At 38.8% G+C, this 22,348-nt stretch carries 29 protein-coding genes; 2 read left to right on the forward strand and 27 right to left on the reverse strand.

The features are described from left to right. Nucleotides 1–692: 692 nt before the first annotated feature. From UB51_RS11585 to UB51_RS11690, 25 genes are all read right to left on the reverse strand, one after another. Entirely contained in the window at nucleotides 693–1,232 is a 540-nt protein-coding gene (locus tag UB51_RS11585; RefSeq protein WP_234405613.1) for a hypothetical protein, read from the reverse strand. 193 nt (nucleotides 1,233–1,425) lie between these two features. After that, nucleotides 1,426–2,079: a lysozyme inhibitor LprI family protein gene (locus UB51_RS11590; RefSeq protein ID WP_044877425.1), complete on the reverse strand. Its 654-nt coding sequence runs from the start codon at nucleotides 2,077–2,079 to the stop codon at nucleotides 1,426–1,428. A 210-nt stretch (nucleotides 2,080–2,289) separates the two neighbouring features. Continuing rightward, complete coding sequence (locus UB51_RS11595; protein WP_082063120.1) at nucleotides 2,290–2,811, reverse strand: GNAT family N-acetyltransferase; 522 nt, start codon at nucleotides 2,809–2,811, stop codon at nucleotides 2,290–2,292. 239 nt (nucleotides 2,812–3,050) lie between these two features. Next, nucleotides 3,051–3,641, reverse strand: coding sequence for a CDP-diacylglycerol--glycerol-3-phosphate 3-phosphatidyltransferase (gene pgsA / locus UB51_RS11600; RefSeq protein WP_044877426.1), 591 nt, complete (start codon nucleotides 3,639–3,641; stop codon nucleotides 3,051–3,053). Nucleotides 3,642–3,857: 216 nt separating this feature from the next. Beyond that, nucleotides 3,858–4,901: a TIR domain-containing protein gene (locus tag UB51_RS11605; RefSeq protein WP_044877427.1), complete on the reverse strand. Its 1,044-nt coding sequence runs from the start codon at nucleotides 4,899–4,901 to the stop codon at nucleotides 3,858–3,860. Nucleotides 4,902–5,120: 219 nt separating this feature from the next. Beyond that, a complete protein-coding gene (locus tag UB51_RS11610) occupies nucleotides 5,121–5,618 on the reverse strand; it encodes a hypothetical protein (protein ID WP_044877428.1) in 498 nt (165 codons plus the stop codon). Between the two features lie 159 nt (nucleotides 5,619–5,777). Beyond that, entirely contained in the window at nucleotides 5,778–5,918 is a 141-nt protein-coding gene (locus tag UB51_RS28255) for a hypothetical protein (protein ID WP_160297259.1), read from the reverse strand. 223 nt (nucleotides 5,919–6,141) lie between these two features. Next, nucleotides 6,142–6,906: an HNH endonuclease gene (locus tag UB51_RS11615; RefSeq protein WP_044877429.1), complete on the reverse strand. Its 765-nt coding sequence runs from the start codon at nucleotides 6,904–6,906 to the stop codon at nucleotides 6,142–6,144. 214 nt (nucleotides 6,907–7,120) lie between these two features. Then, entirely contained in the window at nucleotides 7,121–7,864 is a 744-nt protein-coding gene (locus UB51_RS11620) for a hypothetical protein (protein WP_044877430.1), read from the reverse strand. 216 nt (nucleotides 7,865–8,080) lie between these two features. Then, a complete protein-coding gene (locus UB51_RS11625) occupies nucleotides 8,081–8,602 on the reverse strand; it encodes a GNAT family N-acetyltransferase (RefSeq protein ID WP_044877431.1) in 522 nt (173 codons plus the stop codon). Nucleotides 8,603–8,746: 144 nt separating this feature from the next. Further along, complete coding sequence (locus UB51_RS11630) at nucleotides 8,747–9,085, reverse strand: tyrosine-type recombinase/integrase (protein ID WP_052675886.1); 339 nt, start codon at nucleotides 9,083–9,085, stop codon at nucleotides 8,747–8,749. Continuing rightward, nucleotides 9,067–9,576, reverse strand: a complete 510-nt coding sequence (locus tag UB51_RS26440) for a phage integrase N-terminal SAM-like domain-containing protein (protein WP_082063121.1) — start codon at nucleotides 9,574–9,576, stop codon at nucleotides 9,067–9,069. The genes UB51_RS11630 and UB51_RS26440 overlap by 19 nt, the downstream gene beginning before the upstream one ends. Then, the gene (locus tag UB51_RS28260) at nucleotides 9,558–9,716 is read right to left on the reverse strand and encodes a hypothetical protein (protein WP_160297260.1); all 159 of its coding nucleotides are present in this window, start codon (nucleotides 9,714–9,716) and stop codon (nucleotides 9,558–9,560) included. The genes UB51_RS26440 and UB51_RS28260 overlap by 19 nt, the downstream gene beginning before the upstream one ends. Before the next feature lie 68 nt (nucleotides 9,717–9,784). After that, nucleotides 9,785–9,970: a hypothetical protein gene (locus tag UB51_RS11640; protein ID WP_044877432.1), complete on the reverse strand. Its 186-nt coding sequence runs from the start codon at nucleotides 9,968–9,970 to the stop codon at nucleotides 9,785–9,787. Continuing rightward, nucleotides 9,967–10,137 (reverse strand): hypothetical protein, encoded by a 171-nt coding sequence (locus tag UB51_RS28265; RefSeq protein ID WP_160297261.1) that lies wholly within the window; start codon nucleotides 10,135–10,137, stop codon nucleotides 9,967–9,969. The genes UB51_RS11640 and UB51_RS28265 overlap by 4 nt, the downstream gene beginning before the upstream one ends. A gap of 116 nt (nucleotides 10,138–10,253) precedes the next feature. Beyond that, on the reverse strand, nucleotides 10,254–11,195 hold the full coding sequence (locus UB51_RS11645) for an SPFH domain-containing protein (protein ID WP_082063122.1): 942 nt from the start codon (nucleotides 11,193–11,195) through the stop codon (nucleotides 10,254–10,256). Continuing rightward, entirely contained in the window at nucleotides 11,195–11,629 is a 435-nt protein-coding gene (locus UB51_RS11650) for an NfeD family protein (RefSeq protein ID WP_044877434.1), read from the reverse strand. The genes UB51_RS11645 and UB51_RS11650 overlap by 1 nt, the downstream gene beginning before the upstream one ends. A 290-nt stretch (nucleotides 11,630–11,919) precedes the next feature. Then, nucleotides 11,920–12,975, reverse strand: a complete 1,056-nt coding sequence (locus UB51_RS11655) for a lactonase family protein (protein ID WP_082063300.1) — start codon at nucleotides 12,973–12,975, stop codon at nucleotides 11,920–11,922. A 161-nt stretch (nucleotides 12,976–13,136) separates the two neighbouring features. Beyond that, nucleotides 13,137–13,733, reverse strand: coding sequence for a sugar O-acetyltransferase (locus UB51_RS11660; protein WP_324607767.1), 597 nt, complete (start codon nucleotides 13,731–13,733; stop codon nucleotides 13,137–13,139). 186 nt (nucleotides 13,734–13,919) lie between these two features. Then, a complete protein-coding gene (gene nagZ, locus UB51_RS11665; RefSeq protein WP_234405614.1) occupies nucleotides 13,920–15,233 on the reverse strand; it encodes a beta-N-acetylhexosaminidase in 1,314 nt (437 codons plus the stop codon). A 186-nt stretch (nucleotides 15,234–15,419) separates the two neighbouring features. Then, nucleotides 15,420–16,520: an NADH:flavin oxidoreductase gene (locus UB51_RS11670; RefSeq protein WP_044877437.1), complete on the reverse strand. Its 1,101-nt coding sequence runs from the start codon at nucleotides 16,518–16,520 to the stop codon at nucleotides 15,420–15,422. Between the two features lie 151 nt (nucleotides 16,521–16,671). Further along, a complete protein-coding gene (bshB2, locus tag UB51_RS11675) occupies nucleotides 16,672–17,322 on the reverse strand; it encodes a bacillithiol biosynthesis deacetylase BshB2 (RefSeq protein WP_044877438.1) in 651 nt (216 codons plus the stop codon). Between the two features lie 26 nt (nucleotides 17,323–17,348). After that, nucleotides 17,349–17,693, reverse strand: coding sequence for a YojF family protein (locus UB51_RS11680; protein WP_044877439.1), 345 nt, complete (start codon nucleotides 17,691–17,693; stop codon nucleotides 17,349–17,351). 172 nt (nucleotides 17,694–17,865) lie between these two features. Continuing rightward, nucleotides 17,866–18,465 (reverse strand): nitroreductase family protein, encoded by a 600-nt coding sequence (locus UB51_RS11685; protein ID WP_044877440.1) that lies wholly within the window; start codon nucleotides 18,463–18,465, stop codon nucleotides 17,866–17,868. Between the two features lie 258 nt (nucleotides 18,466–18,723). Next, nucleotides 18,724–19,566 (reverse strand): DegV family protein, encoded by an 843-nt coding sequence (locus UB51_RS11690; RefSeq protein WP_044877441.1) that lies wholly within the window; start codon nucleotides 19,564–19,566, stop codon nucleotides 18,724–18,726. 150 nt (nucleotides 19,567–19,716) lie between these two features. On the opposite strand from UB51_RS11690, the gene UB51_RS11695 reads away from it, so the two are divergent. After that, the gene (locus tag UB51_RS11695) at nucleotides 19,717–20,322 is read left to right on the forward strand and encodes a pentapeptide repeat-containing protein (protein ID WP_044877442.1); all 606 of its coding nucleotides are present in this window, start codon (nucleotides 19,717–19,719) and stop codon (nucleotides 20,320–20,322) included. A gap of 29 nt (nucleotides 20,323–20,351) precedes the next feature. Continuing rightward, nucleotides 20,352–20,555 (forward strand): hypothetical protein, encoded by a 204-nt coding sequence (locus UB51_RS11700; protein ID WP_044877443.1) that lies wholly within the window; start codon nucleotides 20,352–20,354, stop codon nucleotides 20,553–20,555. A 141-nt stretch (nucleotides 20,556–20,696) separates the two neighbouring features. Here UB51_RS11700 and map read toward each other — a convergent pair whose 3' ends face one another. Together map and UB51_RS11710 are read right to left on the reverse strand one after the other, a co-directional pair. Beyond that, nucleotides 20,697–21,455, reverse strand: coding sequence for a type I methionyl aminopeptidase (gene map, locus UB51_RS11705; RefSeq protein WP_044877444.1), 759 nt, complete (start codon nucleotides 21,453–21,455; stop codon nucleotides 20,697–20,699). Between the two features lie 147 nt (nucleotides 21,456–21,602). Further along, a complete protein-coding gene (locus UB51_RS11710) occupies nucleotides 21,603–21,938 on the reverse strand; it encodes a protein YmzB (RefSeq protein ID WP_052675888.1) in 336 nt (111 codons plus the stop codon). Nucleotides 21,939–22,348: the final 410 nt, after the last annotated feature.

Genomic DNA, 22,348 nt, shown 5'->3' on the forward strand with positions numbered 1-22,348 from the left:
CCAAGGGCGTAGCCCGCAGCGTAGATACGGTGTTATGTGTTGCTCCCTTCTTCAATGATTCGTCACCCAATATGTTTCAAAATTTCTTTGTCTATATTATTATTGAATCTTAAAAGCCATTTTCACCAAAGGTTTTGTAACAAAATGATAAATAATAACAGAAATAATTAGACCTACACCTAGACTACTGAAGTTATTACAAATAAGGAAAAAAACCACGAGCATCGCTACTAAATCTGTTAAATAATAAACTACTTTCTTCTTTCTATTCTTCACTATCTCCACCGTCTCTCAAAATTGTTCTTTTCAATATTCAAGTTTTATTACATGATCATTTTAATCTTTCTTTGCCTCGAGATTACTCCACCGATTATTCTACCAAACTAATCTGTTCCGACTTTTTTCAAGATAGCGATACCGATGACACTTGGAGCTAAAAAAGAAACTTATACTTCTCTTTATTATTTTAATAAAATAATTTTCTTTACATTCATGTCCTTGGGAGTTTCACATAACGTTCGCGCATTACCGACGTCCTGACGGCCTAAGGACCGAAGGTCCGGGTGGCTCTGCCACTTAGCCGGTTGGATGTGTCACCTGAATCAACTTCTACGAAAATCCTCTTGGTGACCAAGGGAGCGTAGCGACCGCTGTGGTAATGCAATGTTAGGCGATGTATCTGCCTTCTTCGATTAGACTGTCATTACAATTACTCCTTCTTGATAATCTTCTATCTTATCAATGTTTAACCATAGAGTTTCTTCATCCCTTAATCTATGAAACCGTACGATAGTATCATCATCATGAAAAGTTAAAATTACATTGAATCTATAATGAGGAAAATCAAGTTTAAGTTTAGTTGCCCACATCTCCATTAACTTCTTAGCAAATCGTAGTCCTTCTAACGGGAACTTTCTAAAAGTCTTCGAAATATCAATCATATGTACATGACTTTCACTTGCTTCAAAACCAGTTCGATCCCCAAATTGTTTAATAATATGATCAAATTTGATCTCAGTATTTTTTTCTGAATTCTTTTGAATTAGAATACACTCTTCTACTTCAACAAATTTAGGCCAAAAAACATCAATTAATTCAGATTGATCATGATACTTATTAACATATTTGTTTTCGATTGTTTCAAGCATCTTCTTGTTTCTAATCTCCATTGAATCAGCCCCTGATGTCTTTTTATTCCTTGCAGATATTTCACCTAACGTCTTTGTATTCACGAACCCTCACTGGCTTAAGCGCGCAAGCGCGGGTCCGACGGACTTAGCCAGTGCAGGGTTGTCCAGCTGCCGCCACTTCCCCGAAATTCCTCGGCCGGACCGAGGGCCGAATGGCCCGAAGCGTGAATACATTGTTATGCGCCGTTACTGTCTTCGAAGCATCACCTAAAAATCTTTGATCAAGATTCCAACTCTATTTTTTACTTTGGTATAAAAACTCAACTTCACCATCTTGCAAATATCGATATTCAAATAATTGCATTGTTCTTTCCCTAATTCTCTCCCGTATAACCGTTCCTAGGCTTACCGATCCTTGTGATCCAAGGTAACCATTATTAATAAATGTCTTCTCTACAAATTTTGTTTCCCTTAAGTGATACTGTAACCATTCTTTTTGCGATTCAATTAGTGCTTCTCTTGGTTCTCTATCCAACTTAGAAAGAAGCTTTTTATATATTTGATTCAACTCTTTATCCCAAATCTCTGTATATTTGCTTTCCAACGCCTCCCATCCCAATGTTGTAATAATCTCTTTGGAATTTTGAAATTCATTAAATTCCACTTCATAATCATGATCTATAGGATTTCGAAGCATTTCATCATAAAATTCTCCTTTCAAATCATAGTTCCCAATGCTCATGGATAACACTTCATTGTTAGAAGGATCTGATCGACCTTCAGTTATTTCTTTCGATTCTGTTCCATTACCTGTACTCACTGCATCAGGAGGCAGTTCAGAATTCATTATTGATTTAGTTTCGCTGTTCAAGGTAGTCGATTGACTAATATTTTGACAAGCTGAAAACACTATCGTTATAAAAAATAATAAGAGTATCTTACCTTTCATAAATTATCTCCTTAAATATTATCTTTAATATTTACCGGTAATGGCGTATAACGTTTGTGCATTCACGAAATGACCCAGCCTTAGATAGCTCTTATCTTAGGCTGGGTCATTTGTTGTCTGAGCTGCTTTCATGATTATACATCTGACAACCGAGGGCCGAATGGCCCGAAGCGTGAATATGGTGTTAGGTGATGTTAATGCCTTCTTGAATTACCCAAAAAATGCTCTTGGATATTCCAATTCGCCTTTAATATTCTTTAATTCATTTTCTTTCAATTCACATACCATAAATACTTCATCAGGTACTTCAAACTGTTTTAATTCTAAGCCAAATTGTCGGGCTGGTCTAAAACCAAATTTGGGGTAGTAGGACGGATGTCCGATTAGTAATACAAGATAATAACCAAGCTCTTTACATCTATTTAATCCTTCATGAATCAATTGTTTTCCTATACCTTGTTTTTGATAATCAGATCTGACAGCAATAGGTGCTAATACAATTACCTCATGCCGTTTCTCGTCTTCAATTATTTTGGCTTTGCTTAGTAATAAATGACCTATTATTTCTCCATTATCTTCAGCGATTATCGAAAGCTGTGGCACAAAATTTTGAGTTGCTCTTATCCGTTCCACTAATCTTGCTTCATCTTCTCGTTCTCCAAAAGCAATGAAATTAACATTGTGGACTTGAAAAAAATCACTTTCATTTTCAGTTCGAATGATTATAGACATCGGGCACCCCTATGTTTCTTTAAATTTGTTCTGCATTGCATTAATTTCACCTAACGTTCGCGCATTACCGACGTCCAAACTGCTTAAGGACCGTAGGTCCGGGTGGCTCTGCCACTTAGCTGGTTGGATGTGTCACCTGAATTATCTTCTACGACACTACCTCATGGTGACCAAGGGAACGTAGCGACCGCTGTGGTAATGCAATGTTATCAGATGTCTTGTGCCATCTCGATTTCCTTTCACATCTTATCAAGCCTAAGCACTTTATAATTTCTTAATATATAGTTAAATCCTGAGTATAAAGTCAAACCTACAGCTATTAGCATAAGAATATAATCTACCTCAATGCTAGTTAGCAACTCGAATGGGTAATTGTCTAATAAAATTGCTACAATGGCAACCACTTGCATAACCATTTTCACTTTACCAAACTTGTCCGCCGACAAGGCTATTCCTTGTCCAGATGCTATCATTCTTAGTCCTGTAATTACAAATTCTCTTCCGATTATAATAATCGCTATCCATGCAGGAATCACATTTGACTGGACCATCATAATTAATGCAACGGATATCAATAATTTGTCGGCCAATGGATCTAATAACTTCCCTAAATTAGTAATTTGATTATACTTCCTTGCAATATAACCGTCTAACTTGTCTGTTCCCGAAGCTACAAGAAATACCACAATTGCAATGTAAATTCCGTTTTGATTAATATAACTAAAGAATCTACTTTCGTCAGCCAGCCACTCAGGATACTTAGAATAGAACACCATAAATAAAGGTATTAAGAAAATTCTTGCAATTGTAATCTTATTCGCAAGATTCATGCTAACTGCCCCTTTCAGATTTTAATAACGAGCACAAGATTTCTGATAACGTTCTTATATTCGCGACGTCAATTCCCCTTAGATAGCTCTTATCTTAGGGGAATTGATGTATCTGCCTGAATTCTCTTCCTCGAAATCACCTCGGGCAGATCAAGGGCTGTATGGTTCGCAGCGCGAATATGGTGTTAGGCGATGTTCCCCACTTCTTCGACTATTCTATCGATTTGTTTTTAAAATTGATCTTAATCTTGTATTTAAGCTTTTCTCAAGAGAGGTAGTATTATTGAAAAAAATAATATTTTGATTTTGTACGTCGAAATGAGGGATTTCACCTTCTCTTGAAACTAATACAATTTGTTTTCCGAGTGCTCTTGCATAACCAAGCTCATAATATACATTAGGTCTATTACCTGTAAGATCTACTATCAATAATCTAGCCTTCTTAATACAATCAATTATTTTATCATTTATCACAAAATCATCGTGAATCTCATCGACTCGTTCACATCGAAATCCCTTCTTAAGGCTCTTTACTGATCTTTTAATAGTTGAATAGGTGTCTTCTAACAATGGATTGTTTTGAAAGGACATAGCAACAAATATGTATTTATCGTCCATTACGACAGGCTCCACTTCTTTTTGAAATGGTTTGAAGTAATCTACTTTATCAAATGGAATTTCCAAACTTACTGGTGTATTATCCAATAGTGCCGTAATTTTCTTTCTTTCCATTTGTATACAACCGACGTTGACTTTATTTGAGATTTCATTCAACTCTAATGTTGTTATGCTTTCTTTTAACAATCCCTTTAGAAAATTGTTCCCATTACAAATGCTACTTTCAATTGTAAGAAAGAAGTATGTATCGACCTCAGCCTGTCCAAGGTCCTTAGCCTCAACATTCCTTAGGCCTTCCATTAGTAACGGTCCAAGTGAATCTAATTCTCCCCTATCACATAACTCATCAAATTCATCGAATATTTGATCATTTATAGAAAAGAAATCATTAATATTCAGCTCACGATTTCCCCAATTTCCTTTTGCTTGAAAATAAATTATTGGCCTAATAATGTCATTATGTTCAAAACTACGTTGGTTCGCTCCTATATACTCCTCTCCAAAAAAAGCTTCTAAGGTAAATATTTGCCCCGTAGCCTCTTCAACATTCACTTCTACAAATTCTGTGTAACAATTTTTGAGAATTGTTCGAAATTCGGATCTGATTTTCTCAGCAATCATTCTAAAATTTTGTGGTTTCATAGGTCCTCCGATTTTTAATGTCATTTGGGAATTTCGCCTAACGTCTTTGTATTCACGAACCCTCACTGGCTTAAGGGGCGCCAGCCCCGGGTCCGACGGACTTAGCCAGTGCAGGATTGTCCGGCTGCTCACACTCCCCCGAAATCCCTCTGCCGGACCGAGGGGCGAATGCCCCGATGCGTGAATATATTGTTATGTGATGTCAGCATCTTCTTCGAACTACTTAAGTCGGTTCTTTGATTTCTTTGCCATGTTTTTAAACTCTTCATATTTCTCTCTTGATGCTTTAATTTTACTCTCTACTACGTTTGGGGCATCAGCTGCTAAGTTAGGTAATTTCTCATTTATATAACTGTATAACAATCTTTTCTCATTATCGGTTGGAATTATGGGGGCAACAGGTATGGGTAGTGGTTTATCTTCTGCTTCTACTTCTTCGAGTAAACTAGGCATTCCAAAAGCGAAGAAATTATGAAAAGCTCTTTTCCTATCTGCTTCCGTTTCTTCGTAATTACCATTGGAATCTAACCGAAATCGATCAAATCCAACCGTAAGCAATTGGTGTGGCTTCCTGTCTTTATTTTTGTAATACAAAATGACTACAAGTACATCCTGATTTGCTAATTGAGGTACAGACTTATATTTGTGATTCTTGGGTTGGGGGATCTTTATAATCTTATCTCCATTAGAAAATAATAAATATCTGCATCCTGTCATTTATACCACTCTTTCAATCTTTTATTTATGCTGATTTCACATAACGTTTGTGCATTCACGAAATGACCCAGCCTTAGATAGCTCTTATCTTAGGCTGGGTCATTTGTTGTCTGTGCTTCTTTCATGATTATACATCGTGACAACCAAAGGGTGATAGCCCTACAGCTTGAATGCTATGTTATACGCAGTTACTGGCTTCTTCGACATACTTACAAATCTTTTTACTGATCCCGCAGGTGCATCTTCGAATTTCATCGTATACATTTTTTTGCGCTGCATACTTCCCTGAAATTTCATCATATTCTTAATTAATTTCTCCAGCTTATTTCTTTCAAAAACCAATCCCAGTAATTGCGTATAACGTTTGGCATTCCTGACGTTCAAGCAGCTTAAGTGACTGTAGGGAACGGGTCGTTAGACTTAGCTGGTTAAATGTATCGCCTGATTAATCTCCTTGAAAATCCTTCTAAGCGATCAAGGGCGAATGCCCGCAGCAGGAATGCTGTGTTAGGCGATTTAATATTCACTTCTCTGATTCTGCTAAATCGATCTTCTGAATTTCTATATTATCTTTGTGCCGAATGTAGACAATTGCAATTGGCCAATTAGAAGGCTTACTTTTCCCTCCCTCCAATATCCTTAATTCTCGTGCTCCAAATACAAAATAGTTGTTATCTAATAATTCATTAATTAATTTAGTTAGTTCATATCCATATGTAACACGCTCACCTGATTCAAATTCGCCTAGTAAACCGCCAAGATCTTGAGCGTATTGTAAAAAACTAGATATTAATTCAACTTCTTCTTCATTCTTAGGTTCATCATGATCAAACTGATAACCAAGGGCACCATCTATAATAGCAATAAGTTCTTTACCACTATTAATCATAGGTAATACTGAAGGTATATTCTCTTTAATCCTTCTAATTCTTACAGGCTTATCTTCTTTAATGCCTTGTTGATTAAGTCTCTCTGTAACCCATTTTTCATGATTTTCTTTCATTTCTTTAAGTATACTTTCTGTAAATGTCTCGTGTTGATCATCAACCATCTTATGGTGTATCCTGCATAATAATATTAAATTATCGTTTGAATCGATCTTCTCAATAGGATGTTCAGGTTTATATCTTGGACCATTAACTTGTCCAGATATTATGTGACACTCTTCACCAACAACTGATGGATCATCATTAGTTGTAGCTTCAACAACCATTTCGTGCTTGCAAATAGAGCATCTGTTTCCAGATCTACCCCATAATATTTTCCTTGTTTTATTTGAAATTGGCATGAATAAGAATTCTCCTTTCGTGAGGGTCTACACAGATCTTTTGAATATTATTTCGCCTAACGTTTCCGTATTCGCGACGTCCATTCCCCTTAGATAGCTCTTATCTTAGGGGAATGGATGTATCTGCCTGACTTAACATCTTCGAAAAACTTCTGGCAGGTCAAGGGCCGTTTGGCCCGCAGCGAGAATATTGTGTTAGGTGATGTTCAGGGCATCATCGAAATTCTAACTTTTCTATATTCTTATGACTGACAATTCGTTTTTTTATTGGCAATTTAATACGCAAGTTAGCTGGAAATTGCTTATTGGCAGTACAAAAACCAAAAATAGCTATTAAAACAAATACTAATAACATAGAATAATATACATTTACAGAATTAAAGGCGAGAGGCAAATAACCTGTTGAAATATTAAGCGAAAACAAAAATGCTACCAATACGATTAATACAGAGCATACTTTTCTGACACCAAGTCTACCATCATAAAATTTTATATCACCGCAGAACCGACAGTTACCTCCAATAATCTTTCCTTCAAGAGAAATAAGACCCTTTCCATGAGTTATAAGAAATAGAAAACCATCTCCTGGATCAAGATAATCAAAGTTAATATGGACTTTTTCATCAATTAGTTCCAAGTTGAGATTATTGGCTGTATTTGGACATTTCTTTATTTGAGGTTGGTCTATAATTTGTGACTTCTTTGCAATAATTCTTAATGGTTCACGAAGTGTAATATCACTTGCTCTAATAACTTTATTTCCCGAATTCCAAATAGCGATATATGTATTTAAAGGGTATTTTAAGTTATCATCTTCAATATAAGTCAAGCTTTGATAAGATAGCCTGCATCTTGTTGCAAAATATAAACTTATCAAAAATCCGATAGTACCTCCCAGAATTACTCCTATAAGTCCATTATTAAAAAATTGGAGTATAGTAAAATAATTTATATCCATTTTGTTCATCCTTTCCTGAATTTCACCTAACGTAAATGTATTCGCGACGTCCCACCACCCTAAAAGAGCGATGCGGTTGGGTCCGGCTGATTCTACTTCCTTGCTACTGCCAATTGCATCCTAGAATCCTCATCTAACTCCAGTCCGGACCGAGGGCCAAATGGCCTGAAGCGTGAATATGCTGTTATGCGTAGTAACCTCTTCTTTGAATAACTATCAGATGTTTATCCAATATCTCTTAATTACGTTTCCGTTCTCTTCAATAAAATTATTGTCTGAAATCCCCCCATTACTAATAATGGTCCTTTCAGAAGCAATATTGGATTCATCACATACAACAAGTACTTTGTCTATCCCTAATTTTTTTGCTTCTTTAAGAGATAAACTCAACAGTTTTGTTGCATATCCTTTCCTTCTTTCTGAAGGACGAATTCCATAACCAATATGCCCTCCTCTGTTCATTAGAAATCCTGTCAATTCATGCCTTATATTCACAGCTCCTATTATCTTATTATCTTCAGAAACTAACCAAAAAGTTGAATCTGGTACCCATCCTTCTGGTAGATTTACTCCTCTTTCATTATCAAAAAGCCAATTCATCATTTCCTCAAAATCTTCAGGGCCCTTACTTATGACCCATGGAACCATATCTTCACCGCTTTCTTTCCATTCCTGATAAAAATCTATATATTCATTCTTCAAGTCTGCTATTGGCCTAGATAAAAAAATCTTCCGCATTGCAAATACCTCCCTAAAAATGATCTTGATATAATGCACTACAGGGTATTACGCATAACTCCTAATCTGCGCACTCACATATCCCTATCATACAGATGGATAGGCGAGTTCGCTTTAATCTTCTCAGTAGGGTGATAGGCGAAGTTATTCGTCCTCGTTCATTCCCGTCCCCATCCGATCCAGAGGACTCTGGATGCGGCGAATATCTTTGATGCTGACATGGGTATAGATTTCGGTTGTTTTCGAGCTTGCGTGTCCTAGTAGTTCTTGAATGTATCGAAGATCCGTGCCGTTCTCTAATAGATGAGTAGCAAAGGAGTGTCGCAGCGTGTGTACTGTAGCTGGCTTAGAGATTCCCGCTTTACGTATAACTCTCTCAAAAACATGTTGCAGAGACCGCTCAGTAAGATGATGATCAAGACCTTTTCCTCCTGGGAACAAGTACTTGACTATAGGTTGAGTCTCTATATAATTCTGTAGCATAGCATAAGCTGCACTGGAGAGAACAGTGAATCGGTCCTTCCCTCAGATAGAACCACAGGAAGTTTCTTTGGCCGCTTCGGCCTAATCCATTGCTTCAAATCGCTACGGTCCAGCACCGTAACAAGCCAGAACCGCAGAGCACTAACTGCTTGGTTCACATAAGATGATGATCGCGACTCTTCAGACAATTTCAATAGGTATGCACGAGTATGCTGAGATTCAGCGTCCCTTAACGGAATCGACAACATCCGCAAGTAACGTTCAGCATGACCGATATAGGCCTTTTGAGTTTTGATACTATACCCTTTCATTTTTAAAGTGTCCCTCAGCTTTTGTAAAGCAGCCTTCTCATCACCAGTTTGAAGTTGTAGGAGCTCAGGAAGTCGCTCAACCAATGGAGGGCTTTTCAACTCTACAGGCACGTCCTCTAATACATGACACAGTACCAGAATTGTTGATTTTCGCCCTGAAATCACCCAGCATTTTTCCATAGCATCCCATTTCCGACCAGGAACACTTTAATCGCCTCAATCCATTTTTCGATATAAGGGGTTTCTACAATCACATCACCATTCTCTGCACAATCCAATATGACATATTGACTTGATGAGTATACATTCGCTTTCATCATTCAAATCTCCTTTCAAATTATAGAATCTACAAGCTACAAATTTGGACAAAAAAAGACAAACCGCTCGTTTAGAGCAATCTGTCCTCCGGTGCTTCCGCAAGTGAATGATGACCTAACTTGATTAGTTCATCCTTTACATCGTATTCATTTCGATACATGCTTTTCATATGTTCATCTTCATTATCAAATAACTCCGAAACTGTATCTTCATCATATAGAGATTCAAAATCATTAAATTCTTTAGGAGACTTCATATCCTCAAAATAAAAGTCTCCAACGTTATATTTAACGCCTCTAAAACCGTAAATTCGTCCATAGAATACGAAGAGTAATGTTTATTAATGATTTTTTCCAAAGATCCTACAGTGTTCCACTTGATATTGTCATAGCCGTAGGTTGTGAATCCCTTGCTTTTTCCCATAAAAATACCCCTCTTAACTTAGAATACTCACTCCCTCAGGAAACATAAGGGGGTTTGAGTATTCTAGTTAGAGGGGCGTCAACAATCATGACTTTTCCTAGATCGTAGTCATTTACTTATGCTTTATTATCCGTGTTCTTAGATTTGAACAACTCCCCGATTGCACCGAGACTACCCAACATTTCAACCGCATTACTTGGAAGGAATACCTTGTTAGCTGGTCCTTTAGCGATCTCTCCCAAAGCTTCAAATGACCGATATGCCAGTACGTTCTCATCGAGACCCGCCTCGCGCAAGAGTTCAATCCGTCTCTTCTCTGCTTCAGCAACCGCTTCTATCGCTTTCGCCTCACCCAGTGCTTCAAGTTCTTGCGCTTGACCTAATCCCTCTGCTTGACGAATACGAGCTTCCTTATCCCCTTCAGCCTTCAGAATCTTACTCTGCTTATCTCCCTCTGCACGCAGAATCATATCCTGCTTCGCAGCCTCAGCTTCAAGAACGATGGCACGTTTACTTCGCTCAGCCTTCATTTGCTTATCCATCGCTTCTTGAATATCAACGGGAGGTTGAATGTCAATAACTTCTACCCGTTCAATCCGAACGCCCCACTTCTCAGTAGCTTCATCCAGTGCTAGACGAATATCTATGGATATTTTCTCACGACCAGAGAGGGTTTCATCAAGCTCCATCTTACCAATAATCTGACGCATCGTTGCCGTAGAAATATTACGAACACCATAAACATAATCAGATATGCCATAGGTAGCCTCTTCGGGTCCAACCACTTGATAGAAAATAATCGTATCAATCTGCACCTGTACGTTATCTTTAGTAATAACCGTCTGCGGAGGTACATTCGCTTGTTGAATCCGTAGATCATGAAAAATTCTTACATGGTCGATAATCGGAATTAGAATATTTAATCCTGGATTGAGTAGACGATGGAATTTACCCAGTCGTTCTACCACTCCAACTCTTTGCTGCGGTACAATTTTAACGGTTAGTGCTACAAATACTACAACGATAAATAGAATAATAAGTGCAATTATGAAACCCATTAAGAAACGCCTCCCCATTTTTGTACTTCTATGATTGTATTCCCTCGATGTGTAACAATAACCATCTGACCCTGAGGTAAATATTCATGTGATGATGCCGTCCAAGTTTCATTACCAATTCTTACAATACCGTACTTACCCTCTGGTATTTCTTCGATAACAACACCCTGTTTGCCAACCAATTCATCAATAACATCTTTGAACCCTTTAGAATTACGAATTTGCTGAGTCAATGGTTTGGTGAAAATGGTCAGGAGAATAGCAACAAAACATCCTGAGATTGTCTGAATTATTATTAAATCAGGAAATAGTAAAGCCACAACAACAGCTACAAAAGCTCCAATTCCAAGCCAAAGTAAATAAAACGTTAGAGTTAACATTTCGACAACGAAGAGGATAATACCAATAATTAGCCATATTGCCCAAAGTTCCATTTGAGTTCACCACCTTTTCCATAGTATTGGAACCGCTAACAAACTTGATAAGAGAAGTGTTCGACAAATATCTTTCAATACTCCAAAGATTCATCAATTATCTTGTATTTATTACATTATATTCAACTAAACTATACCATGGATCCTTATGGAAATGTAAGAATAGTTCAACACAATTAAATACTCTATCTATACATACTAACATGGGTCGATAAACATTCTTCGTCCTAACCTATAGCACGAAAAAAACCCTGACTATAAGGTCAGGGCTATATATAATAAATAATAAATTACAAATAGTAAGGTTGCACGCATACAGGCTTAGATACCTTGACACTGTGCCCTGTATAAGTCAACTTACCACTTTCTTGATCCACACGGAAAGTGGCCATGTTGTCTGTGTCACGGTTAGCAACAATCATGTAATCACCTTCTGGTGTTAATGAGAAGTGTCTAGGATGCGCGCCTTCTGTATGTACATGCTCCACTAATGTGAGCTTGGCAGCAGATTCATCAAATGCATAAACAACAATACTATCATGACCACGATTCGCACCATATACATATTTACCATCACTTGAAACCGTAATTTCTGCACATGTATTCTCTTCTTTAAACTCCGAAGGTAACGTTGGAACGGTTTCTATCTTGTTTAATTGACCCGTTTCAGCAGTGTAAGTGAAAGATGTAATCGTCGAATCGACCTCGTTAATAACGAATGCATATTGTCCATTAGGGTGAAAGGCTAGATGTCTTGGCCCAGCTCCGGGGTGTAGCTCGGTTTTACCTGCATCTACTAATTTACCTGCATCAATTCTATAGGCTTGAATGATATCCAACCCCAGATCCTGTACGAACAGAACTTTTCCGTCTGGACTAAAAAAAGAGGAGTGCGGGTGCGGTCGATCTTGGCGCTCCGGATCTGCTCCATGTCCTTCATGTTGCTTAACATCGAGCAGAGTTCCTACACGACCGTCTTTCTCAATGGAGAGGAGACCTACGGTTCCCCCATGGTAACTCGAAACGATAAGATAGGAATTGTTAACATCTCTCTGAATATGGCAGGTGCTTGACTGCAATGTAACATTTCGATTCACCAAGCTTAGTGCACCTGAAGTTGGATCGATGGCAAAAGTTGCTGCCTCTCCTATTTTGGCACCTTCAGCAGATTGAGTCTCTGAGATGGAATATAGGATGCGATGCTCAGGATCAACATTCAAGAATGTTGGATTTTTAAGCCCCGTAAATTCGTCTAATAGTGATAATTCACCCGTACCTTTGTTAAAAGAATATACGTACACTCCACTATGATCCGCTTCTGCATAAGATCCTACAAAAACGAACATCGATTGATTATTAACTGTCAATTGTATTTCCTCCTTCAGTTCATTGTATTACCTTCATATCACTTCATTATTGCTTAAGTATCCATATAGCATAGCATAAACTCGTATCTCCAGCATCTCTTCTAAATGAACACTCGTAACTCTCTCAAGCAGTAGAAATTTTAATCGACAGTTCGATTTTTGAAATATTTCACTTTATCTTCTTCGTTAATAGACCGGATTACTTTACACGGATTCCCTGCAGCAATCACATTGGCAGGAATATCCTTCGTAACAACACTTCCTGAACCAATTACGGTATTATCTCCAATGGTAACGCCTGGGTTGACAATGACCCCTCCGCCCAACCAGACGTTATTGCCTATCGTAATGGGAAAAGCATATTCTTCTCCGGTATTTCTTAGTTCATGATCTACAGGATGCCCGGCTGCAAATAGGCTTACATTCGGCGCAAACAGAACATTATCCCCAATCGTTACTTTCGCACAATCTAAAATAACGCAATTATAATTGGAGTAAAAATTTTCTCCTATGTAAATATTGTAGCCATAATCACAACGGAAAGGCGGTTCAATAAAAAATTCTTTACCTGTCTGTCCTAAAAGCTTCTTCATAATGCTTTGACGTTGTTCAACTTCACTCGGTCGTAGCGTATTGTAATCAAAGACCAAGTCTTTTGCATATTGTCGTTCTCCAAAAAGCTCTTCCCCAAACGCCTTATAGAGCTTACCACTTAACATTTTTTCTTTTTCAGTCATTTTCATGCTCCTTTAACTGTCTTGGTGATTTGCGTGACAGCCGGGTCATCCTAGCTGGCTACTTCAGTTTAACATTATCGAGGACTGAAATCATTTATACATCCGCTATCATCTTGTGTATTCTGATCATAAGTACACACAAAAAGACGACCTCTAATACCTTAGGGGTCGTCTATCTAACCGCCTCTACTTTCGAGCATTAACCTGTTTTCGCCAAGTTTCGATGTCTTTATTGAGATCCTTCATATTCCCTGTTGGTTTCAAATTGTCCGCCAGCTGGTAACGACTCTTCAATGACAATATCCGATACACACTTTCATCAATGCGTGATTCCGAAATAGTTCCGTCCTTCACACTATGCATGAGGGTGTCAAAGATCAGCTTCGCTCTGTCATAACTATGTGCGACAAGCAATATATCACTTCCTGCCTTGACGGTATCAATCGTTACATCATGTAGATCAAAGTTCTTCATAATTGCCCCCATGCTTAGATCATCAGTAATCACAACACCCTTGTAGTTGAGTTCTCCTCGTAGCTGCTGACCGATGATCGCATTAGATAACGAAGCTGGCTTATCAGGGTCAAGCTTTGGAAATAAAATATGAGCGACCATCACCGCTTCTACCTCTTCTTTTATAGCAGCTTCGAAGGGAATCCATTCCAGCTTCTTAAGCTGTTCCAATGTCTTGTTCACAACGGGCAGTTCGAGATGGGAATCAACCGCAGTATCACCGTGTCCGGGAAAATGTTTGACGACCGGAATGACACCCTCACTTCTTAATCCCTTCATCTCGGCAATGCCTAGCTTCGTAACCTGACTGGCAGAGTTACCAAATGAGCGATCTCCGATGACGGGATTGTTCGGATTACTATTCACATCCAGTACAGGCGCAAAGTCCACATTAAACCCTGTAAGAAGAAGTTCCCGAGCGAGAAGCTTACCCATCGTCTCCGCTAGAACTGCGTTATTCGTCTTGCCGACTCTGCCATTGGATGGTATAGATAGTAGTTCCTTCGGCATACGACTAACTCTACCGCCTTCCTGATCAACACTCATGAACAGAGGAACAGGATTGTCAGCATTAGCCTGCTTCAAGTCTTTAATGAATTTTACCGTACCATTCAAGTCCGAGATGTTCTTGGAAAACAGAATGATTCCGCCCACCTTCTCTTCAGCAATCATCTGTTTAGCTCTGGCATCGAGTTCGGTACCTTCAACTCCCGCAAGGATCATTTGACCAATCTTCTCTTCCATAGTCATCTTGTTCATTTTTAGAATAATCGGATCTTCCTCTTTCACTGGTTCTGAGGTGTCCCCGTCAGTATTGTTCTCTGAGTTCCCAAGAGTATCGGGAGATGTTGACCCCGCTTTTCCCGTGTTGGGTGTTGAAGACGGCGATTGAGCTTGGGTAGAACAACTTGTTATAAATAAAATACATATCATCAGCATAAGCAGCGAGCTAGTAACTGAGAACTTAGATCGCTTATTGTTCAACATGTCATCATACATCCTTTCTTTATGGAGACTTCTGTTATATTTGACCCTTCACTTTACCCATATTCATATCGAATTCGAAGTTAGGCATACGATATCATAGACAAGCGGTTTTTCAAAATAAAATACGAAAAAGGAGCCACAGGGCGTGCTCCTCCTCCTCATTTCATGAAATTAATCAACTCAACATTAAAACAAGGTTTTCAATGTTTCCGAAGTAAAAGGTACGATCTCAGCTGTGCGATCGTCTCTGATTTTGGCTGCCCATGCTGGATCACCCAAAAGCACTCGTCCAACAGCGATTAAATCAAATTCCTCATTTTTCAGCCTTTCAGCGAGTTTATCGAGGTTGGCGTCGCCCATTCCCTTATTCTCTGGCATCGCGCTTACAAACTCCGTCTCGAGACCGACCGATCCGACAGAAATGGCCGGTTTACCAGTTAACTTTTGGGTCCAGCCTGCAAGATTAAGATCCGAACCTTCAAATTCCGATAGCCAGAAGCGTCGAGTTGAGCAGTGGAATATATCAACACCAGCTTCCGACAACGGAGCTAAAAAACGTTCAAGTTGTACAGGTGTCTCTATTAACTTGGCGTCATAGTTCCCCATCTTCCATTGTGAGAAACGAAGTATTATGGGAAAATCAGGGCCGACAGCACGACGGCATGCTTCAATGACCTCCACGGCAAAACGGGTGCGTCCAATTGCATCCCCGCCGTAACGATCGGTACGACGGTTGGTTTTCTCCCAGAAAAACTGGTCGATCAAATAACCGTGGGCTCCGTGAAGTTCGATCCCGTCAAAGCCGATTCGTTTGGCATCCGCTGCAGCTTGCCCAAAAGCTTTAATCACTTCTTCAATCTCGCCTTCTGTCATCGGTTCAGTCACTTGTTCTCCGGAAATATTATACCCCGAAGGTCCAATCGGTTGCGCTTCGAGGTTCGGCAGATCCCCCTTGCGGCGTGCCATACCGACATGCCACAACTGCGGCATGATCTTCCCTCCTGCTTCGTGAACCGCATTCACAACCTGAGACCATCCGTTCAATGCCTCATCTCCATGAAAAAGAGGAATGCTCGCTCCACTTACTGCGGCAGGATGATTAATTCCAGTGCCTTCCGTAATGATGAGCCCTACCCCATTGGCTGCCCGGCGGCGATAATAATCAACCACGTTGTGACCTGGAATTCCATCTGGAGAAAAACCACGTGTCATTGGCGCCATGACGATGCGATTGGAAAGAGTAAGGTTTCCTGATGAGAATGATTTAAATAAAGCAGGTATAGTCATAATATATGAGCTCCTTTGGATTAGTTTTGTGAATATCCCCAATTCATTATTTACCAATTGTATATTTTATTTACTTTTAATTCAAATTCACTAAGGGGAATAGACATACAAATGCCCCTAATATTTTTAGGGGCATTTGTATGTCTATATTTTATTCAAATCGGTATGTCCAGAACCGTTCTGTACCGAATCTTTGTTTCATGGCGTCACTTTCCACCATCGTTGGATCAACAGGTAATTGCCACTGAGAACGATGTGATTGAATCGAGCCAATCTTATTCTTAAGGAACTTGCTGACATCATGAATAACATCAGGGGCCCCAAGTATATCTTCACATCCTTGAGAGAATGCAATACAATGGACAACCGGTCTTTGTTCCTTAGGTAACTTAGCAATCGTACGAATAACTGCTGCCCCTGTTGCATCATGATCTGGATGTACACTATATAAGGGATGAAATGTGATGACTAACGAGGGATTAACATCTTTAATAAGAGATCCTATGACCGCATCAATGTCCTCATGTCGTTCGAATTCAATGGTTTTGTCGTGGAACCCCATTAATCGTAAATCTTGAATACCAATATGTTGACAGGATTCCTCTAACTCCTTCTTACGAATGGCCGGAAGACTCACTCGATTAGCAAAAAGTGGATTCCCCATACTTCTAGCCATTTCCCCCAAAGTTAAACATGCATAAGTTACAGGCACACCCTCACTAATTGACTTAGCTAATGTTCCCGAAATACCAAATGATTCATCATCTGGATGTGGCAGTACAACAAGAATTTGTCTTTCCATATGTGTTATTTCCTTCTCTCCCTAGATCAGAATGGTTCTCTGCTTAATTGTAAAGATACTACCAATTTCCCTTCACTATCATGACCCGCTAGAATGAGTCTCTCCGTCTCCGTCTCTTCCCAATGCGTTAATCCTTGAGAATATACCCAACCCTGATCTATCTTAAGCCCCACACGATAAGGCCCAGTTCCCTCAATTGAGCCATGTGAATAGTTCACAAGACCATTACTAATGAATGTCGAAGCTGTAAATTTAGTTGTATCCAAATGTGAAGCATAGGCACCCGTAGTCATCTCAAGATGAATATATAACTCTTGTTCCTTAAGTTTATCTATGACAAGCTGAACACTCGCCTGATCTATAAGCTGCATTTTCTCTTCTACTCCTCACACTTCAGTCTTTAACTATAAAATATTGCGCATATTTCATTATAATCCAACCAAACAACATTCTCAAAATAAATAAAAAACCAACATCTTAATTCTATAGAAGAAATAAGATGTTGGCCTATTCGATTCCGTCATGATCTATAGAGAAAGAATCTTATTTATATACTTTAACGCGATCTTCCAATGGTGCGAATTGTTTCTCACCAGCTGGAGCAAGTGGTGTACCAAATGGCATTTCGGCTAGAAGCTTCCAAGATGCTGGAATATTCCATTCTTTCTTCACTTCATCATCAATGAGTGGGTTATAATGCTGCAAAGTCGCACCTAAACCTTCAATTCCAAGCCCCGTCCAAATAACAAATTGGAGCATACCTGCTGATTGAAGTGAAAACCCTGGGAAATTATCAGCGTAAGCTGCAAAGGTAGTTTGAAGACCTTCAATAACGGTTTGATCCTCGAAAAACAATACGGTACCATATCCATTGCGGAACATAGCCATTTTCTCAGCTGTAGGTGCGAATTGTTCTTCTGGTACGATCGCTTTAAGTGTGTTCTCTGTGATATTCCACAGTTTATCATGTTGTTCTCCAAGAAGAACAACCACTCTTGCGCTTTGTGAGTTAAAAGAAGAAGGTGTATGTTTTACAGCCTCATTGACGATTTCTTGGATTCTTTCATCGGACACACTAACATCTTTTCCAATTGGATAGATCGAACGTCTATCTTGAATTGCAGCAAAAAAATCTTTAGACATAAATTAAGTATCCTCCTTTAAGTAATGTACTTACTTTTATATTATACAACGACTTATTCCAAATTACAACATTAATAATTTTCTTAATAACACATGCTTCGTAAATACCCATATCATCCGAACAAATAGTCAAAAAAAGATCATAGCTTACAATACAATGGTCTGTGAAAACGTACAAAGAAAAAAGGACACGATGCTAAAAGTTAGCATAGTGTCCTCTTCACTTCATATTAATAAATAATGGCTTTATCCAATATACTATTTCGTATATTTATTAATCCAGGACAGACCGATCGTACCTTCGCCTGCAAGAATTCCCACTACAGGAATAAAAGTCATGATTTCTACTTTTAGAAGAGGGCTATGCAGGGCGATTTCTTTCTCGATTTCTTTCGCTTCAGATATATTATTAGCATGCATGATACAGATGCTTTTCATTTTCTCTAAATCAACTTTCATGTAGTCCATTAACTTCTGTTTTGCCTTTTTGAAGGTACGTATTTTTTCTTGAACAATGATCTTACCTTTATCAAATCGGATAATCAAATGTATTTTCAACAAATTACTAATCACTAATTGAGTCCCTGATACTCGACCACTGCGATGTAACTGTTGCAGACTTGCAGGAATTAGGAAGAATTCCATGTGATCAATTATATATTGAATTTCTTGTTTAATTTCAAGAGCAGAATGACCCTGCTGTTGCAATTCTACACCCTTTAATATCATTTCTCTAAGCGGAAATGCCCCAACGTTAGAATCAATGCCGATAACCTTAGTCTCAGCCATTTCGGCGGCTTGCATAGAGGTCTCATACGTCCCACTCAGCTTGGATGAACAATGAATTGCAATAATCTCATCATATTTGTCCTTTAATGACTCATATAACTCTACAAATTCTCCGATCGGAGGTTGAGAGCTACCCGCCTTCTCATGTAAGGCAAGTTTTTGGTATACTTCATCATTAGTTATATCTATAGTTTCCTTGTAGCATTCATCTCCGAAAACTAAGCGTAATGGGGCAATATAAATATGATGATCTCTCGCGAACTCAGGATCTATGGTGCAGGTACTGTCAGTTACCCAAGCAATTGATTTCATTGGATCACTTCTCACTTTCGTAATTGATATTATGTAACAAACATAACAAACAAGTAATAGATATTCAACTTTATGTATACGTTCTACAGGCTCTATCTTCTAATCATGAAGTCATATATAGTATAATATAGGCTGTAGGAGATGATCATGATGTTTCAACATGTAGATAAACAATATAATAACATTGACTTCAGCAACTCTGATTTACGCTTTGGAGAACTTCGAAACTGTACGTTCAATGAGTGTATTTTCCGCGGCACACCGCTAGAAGAAGTATTAACCTCAAGTTGTCTATTCATTAACTGTGATTTATCGAATGCCAATCTTAATTCATCTCACCACAGTGGTTCGGCATTCACCAATTGCCGATTTTATGGAAGTAACTTATTTGTGTCTAAATTCGTAAATTGCAAGATGATCGGCTCTGACTTCTCTGAAGCTAGAATGGATGGAATAACGATTGAAGAGGGGGATTGGTCTTATACTAATCTTCGACATGTCAATTTAGGCAAACAAAATTTACGTAAAGTTCGTTTTAACGAAGCTGACATGTATCAAGCCAACTTAGAAAAGGCTGATCTGAGAGACGCAGATTTAACTCGAGTTCAATTAGGAAAGGCTAACATTCAAGGAGCTGATCTTCGAGGGGCTATTCTCGATGGAATTGACTTCAAATCACTGGATGTCAAAGGTGTCCGTATGGATATTATCCAAGCTGCGGCTCTAGCCCGATCTTACGGAGCAAGAATCGATTAATCCAAATTGAAAAAGGGACGGTGCATATCATGTGGATGTATTTCTTAGTCGTTATTGTTGCCTTAGTTGGTGCCTTTGCCACATTCAAGGTCGGTTTCTCACCAGAGAATCAGAAGCGTAATCCGGATTACGAACAACGAACGAGCAAAAACATAACCAAACTCACAGCGATTTACGTCGTAGCTATCGTCGGTTCCATTGCGTTCCTAATCACATTTATCTCATTTGTTTAGCACTCTTAAGTAACTAGTATAGTTCGTAAGGCTTTCGATTGTACATAACTTGATGAAGAAGTAGCAGTCAGACAAAAAACACAAAAAGAGTAGGCCAAGGATGATACCACCTTGCCTACTTTTTTTGTGTAAAAGCGTCCTTTAGATATCCAGTTGTTGATTAGTCAGAATAAGTGGACCATCTGCGGTAATCGCTAAAGTATGTTCGTACTGAGCAGACAATCCGCCATCCATCGTTCTTGCTGTCCAACCATCTTGATCAATCTTACTACGATAAGTCCCTGTATTAAGCATCGGTTCAATTGTAAGTACCATGCCTTCTTTCAGACGCGTACCTACGTTAGGGGGACCATAATGAGGCACTTGTGGTGCTTCGTGCATATCTTTCCCGATTCCGTGACCAATAAACTCACGCACTACAGAGAATCCTTCAGCTTCTGCATAGACTTGAATGGCATTTGAGATATCACCAATCCGATTCCCAATAACAGCTTTCTCAATGCCTAAGTAGAGAGATTTCTTAGTTACATCCAGCAGCTTCTGAGATTGCTCAGAGACGTTTCCTACAGGATACGACCATGCAGAGTCAGCCAACCAACCATTTAAATTGACAACCATATCCACAGTGATAATATCACCATCTTTTAGCTTCGTATGGCTTGGAAAGCCGTGGCAGATCACGTCGTTAACCGATGCGCAAGTCGCAAAAGGATACCCATTGTAGCCTTTTTGTTCTGGTGTAGCACCGTTCTTAATCATAAATTTCTCAGCAAATCGATCAATCTCTAATGTAGTAATACCAGGAGCAATCATCTTACTAATCTCACGATGACATGCTGCTAGTATTTCCCCTGCTTGTTTCATCTTTTGAATCTGTTCCTTGGTTTTAATTGTAATCATATTTTTATCCCTCATTTTTTTGTGGTCTATACATTATACCCAATGTTCGGCCACGCGTGAAATAAATTTAACAGAAGCCAGTACAAAAAGTCCCAACCCTTTAAAGGTTAAGACTTGCCAAAAACAATAGAACTCTATAATACCACGTTATTCAGCTCTCAGCGAATAATTTGCACGCTCTGTTTCCAAATAAGCCTTGTCATTCTTCACATAAGCTTGAACAAGTCCAGATACCTGGATTTCAAAAGTATTCTGAGGAAGAGGAACTTCCTGTTCCTCTTTAATGACGTGACCTGCCCCATGCAAAAGGATCGCACTGCCATCTGTATAACCATCAAGAGATTGTGTAGATTCTCTAAATCCGATCTCTTCTAATTGCACTCTTACTTGATCTAAATCTTCTTGCTCCCTCTTATCTATCCAGATGGATTCATTGATATGTGCATTTAACCAATCTGAGACTTCTAGTAATTGCATATGCAAGTTAATCCTCTCCTTATATAATTTCATAGTCTGTCCTTTAAATTAAAATGATACTTATTAAGAGTCTAACCAATAAGGTCAAAAAACAGACAAAGGATCTTGCTCCAATAGCGTAATGGCTTCATGCCCATTCTCTGCAGGATAACCATCATATTATGTCGTTCTAGAGTGCTGGTCTCCTCCATCATCTGAATAGGCGCTTTCACTATAACAAATGTTTTAGTCACTTCTAATAAAATGCGGTCTACACATGAACGAAAAAATCGTTCGAGGACGTTAGCAGTTGTAAATTATATTTTACAATTCCATGATCTTGAGGTATAGTCGCCACTATGCTAAGATAACAATATAAATAAGGGATCGGCAGCAACCGATCCCCCGTGCAACAACTTGAGTGGGATTTCCCTCCA

Source organism: Paenibacillus sp. IHBB 10380, assembly GCF_000949425.1.
Lineage (GTDB): Bacteria > Bacillota > Bacilli > Paenibacillales > Paenibacillaceae > Paenibacillus_AQ.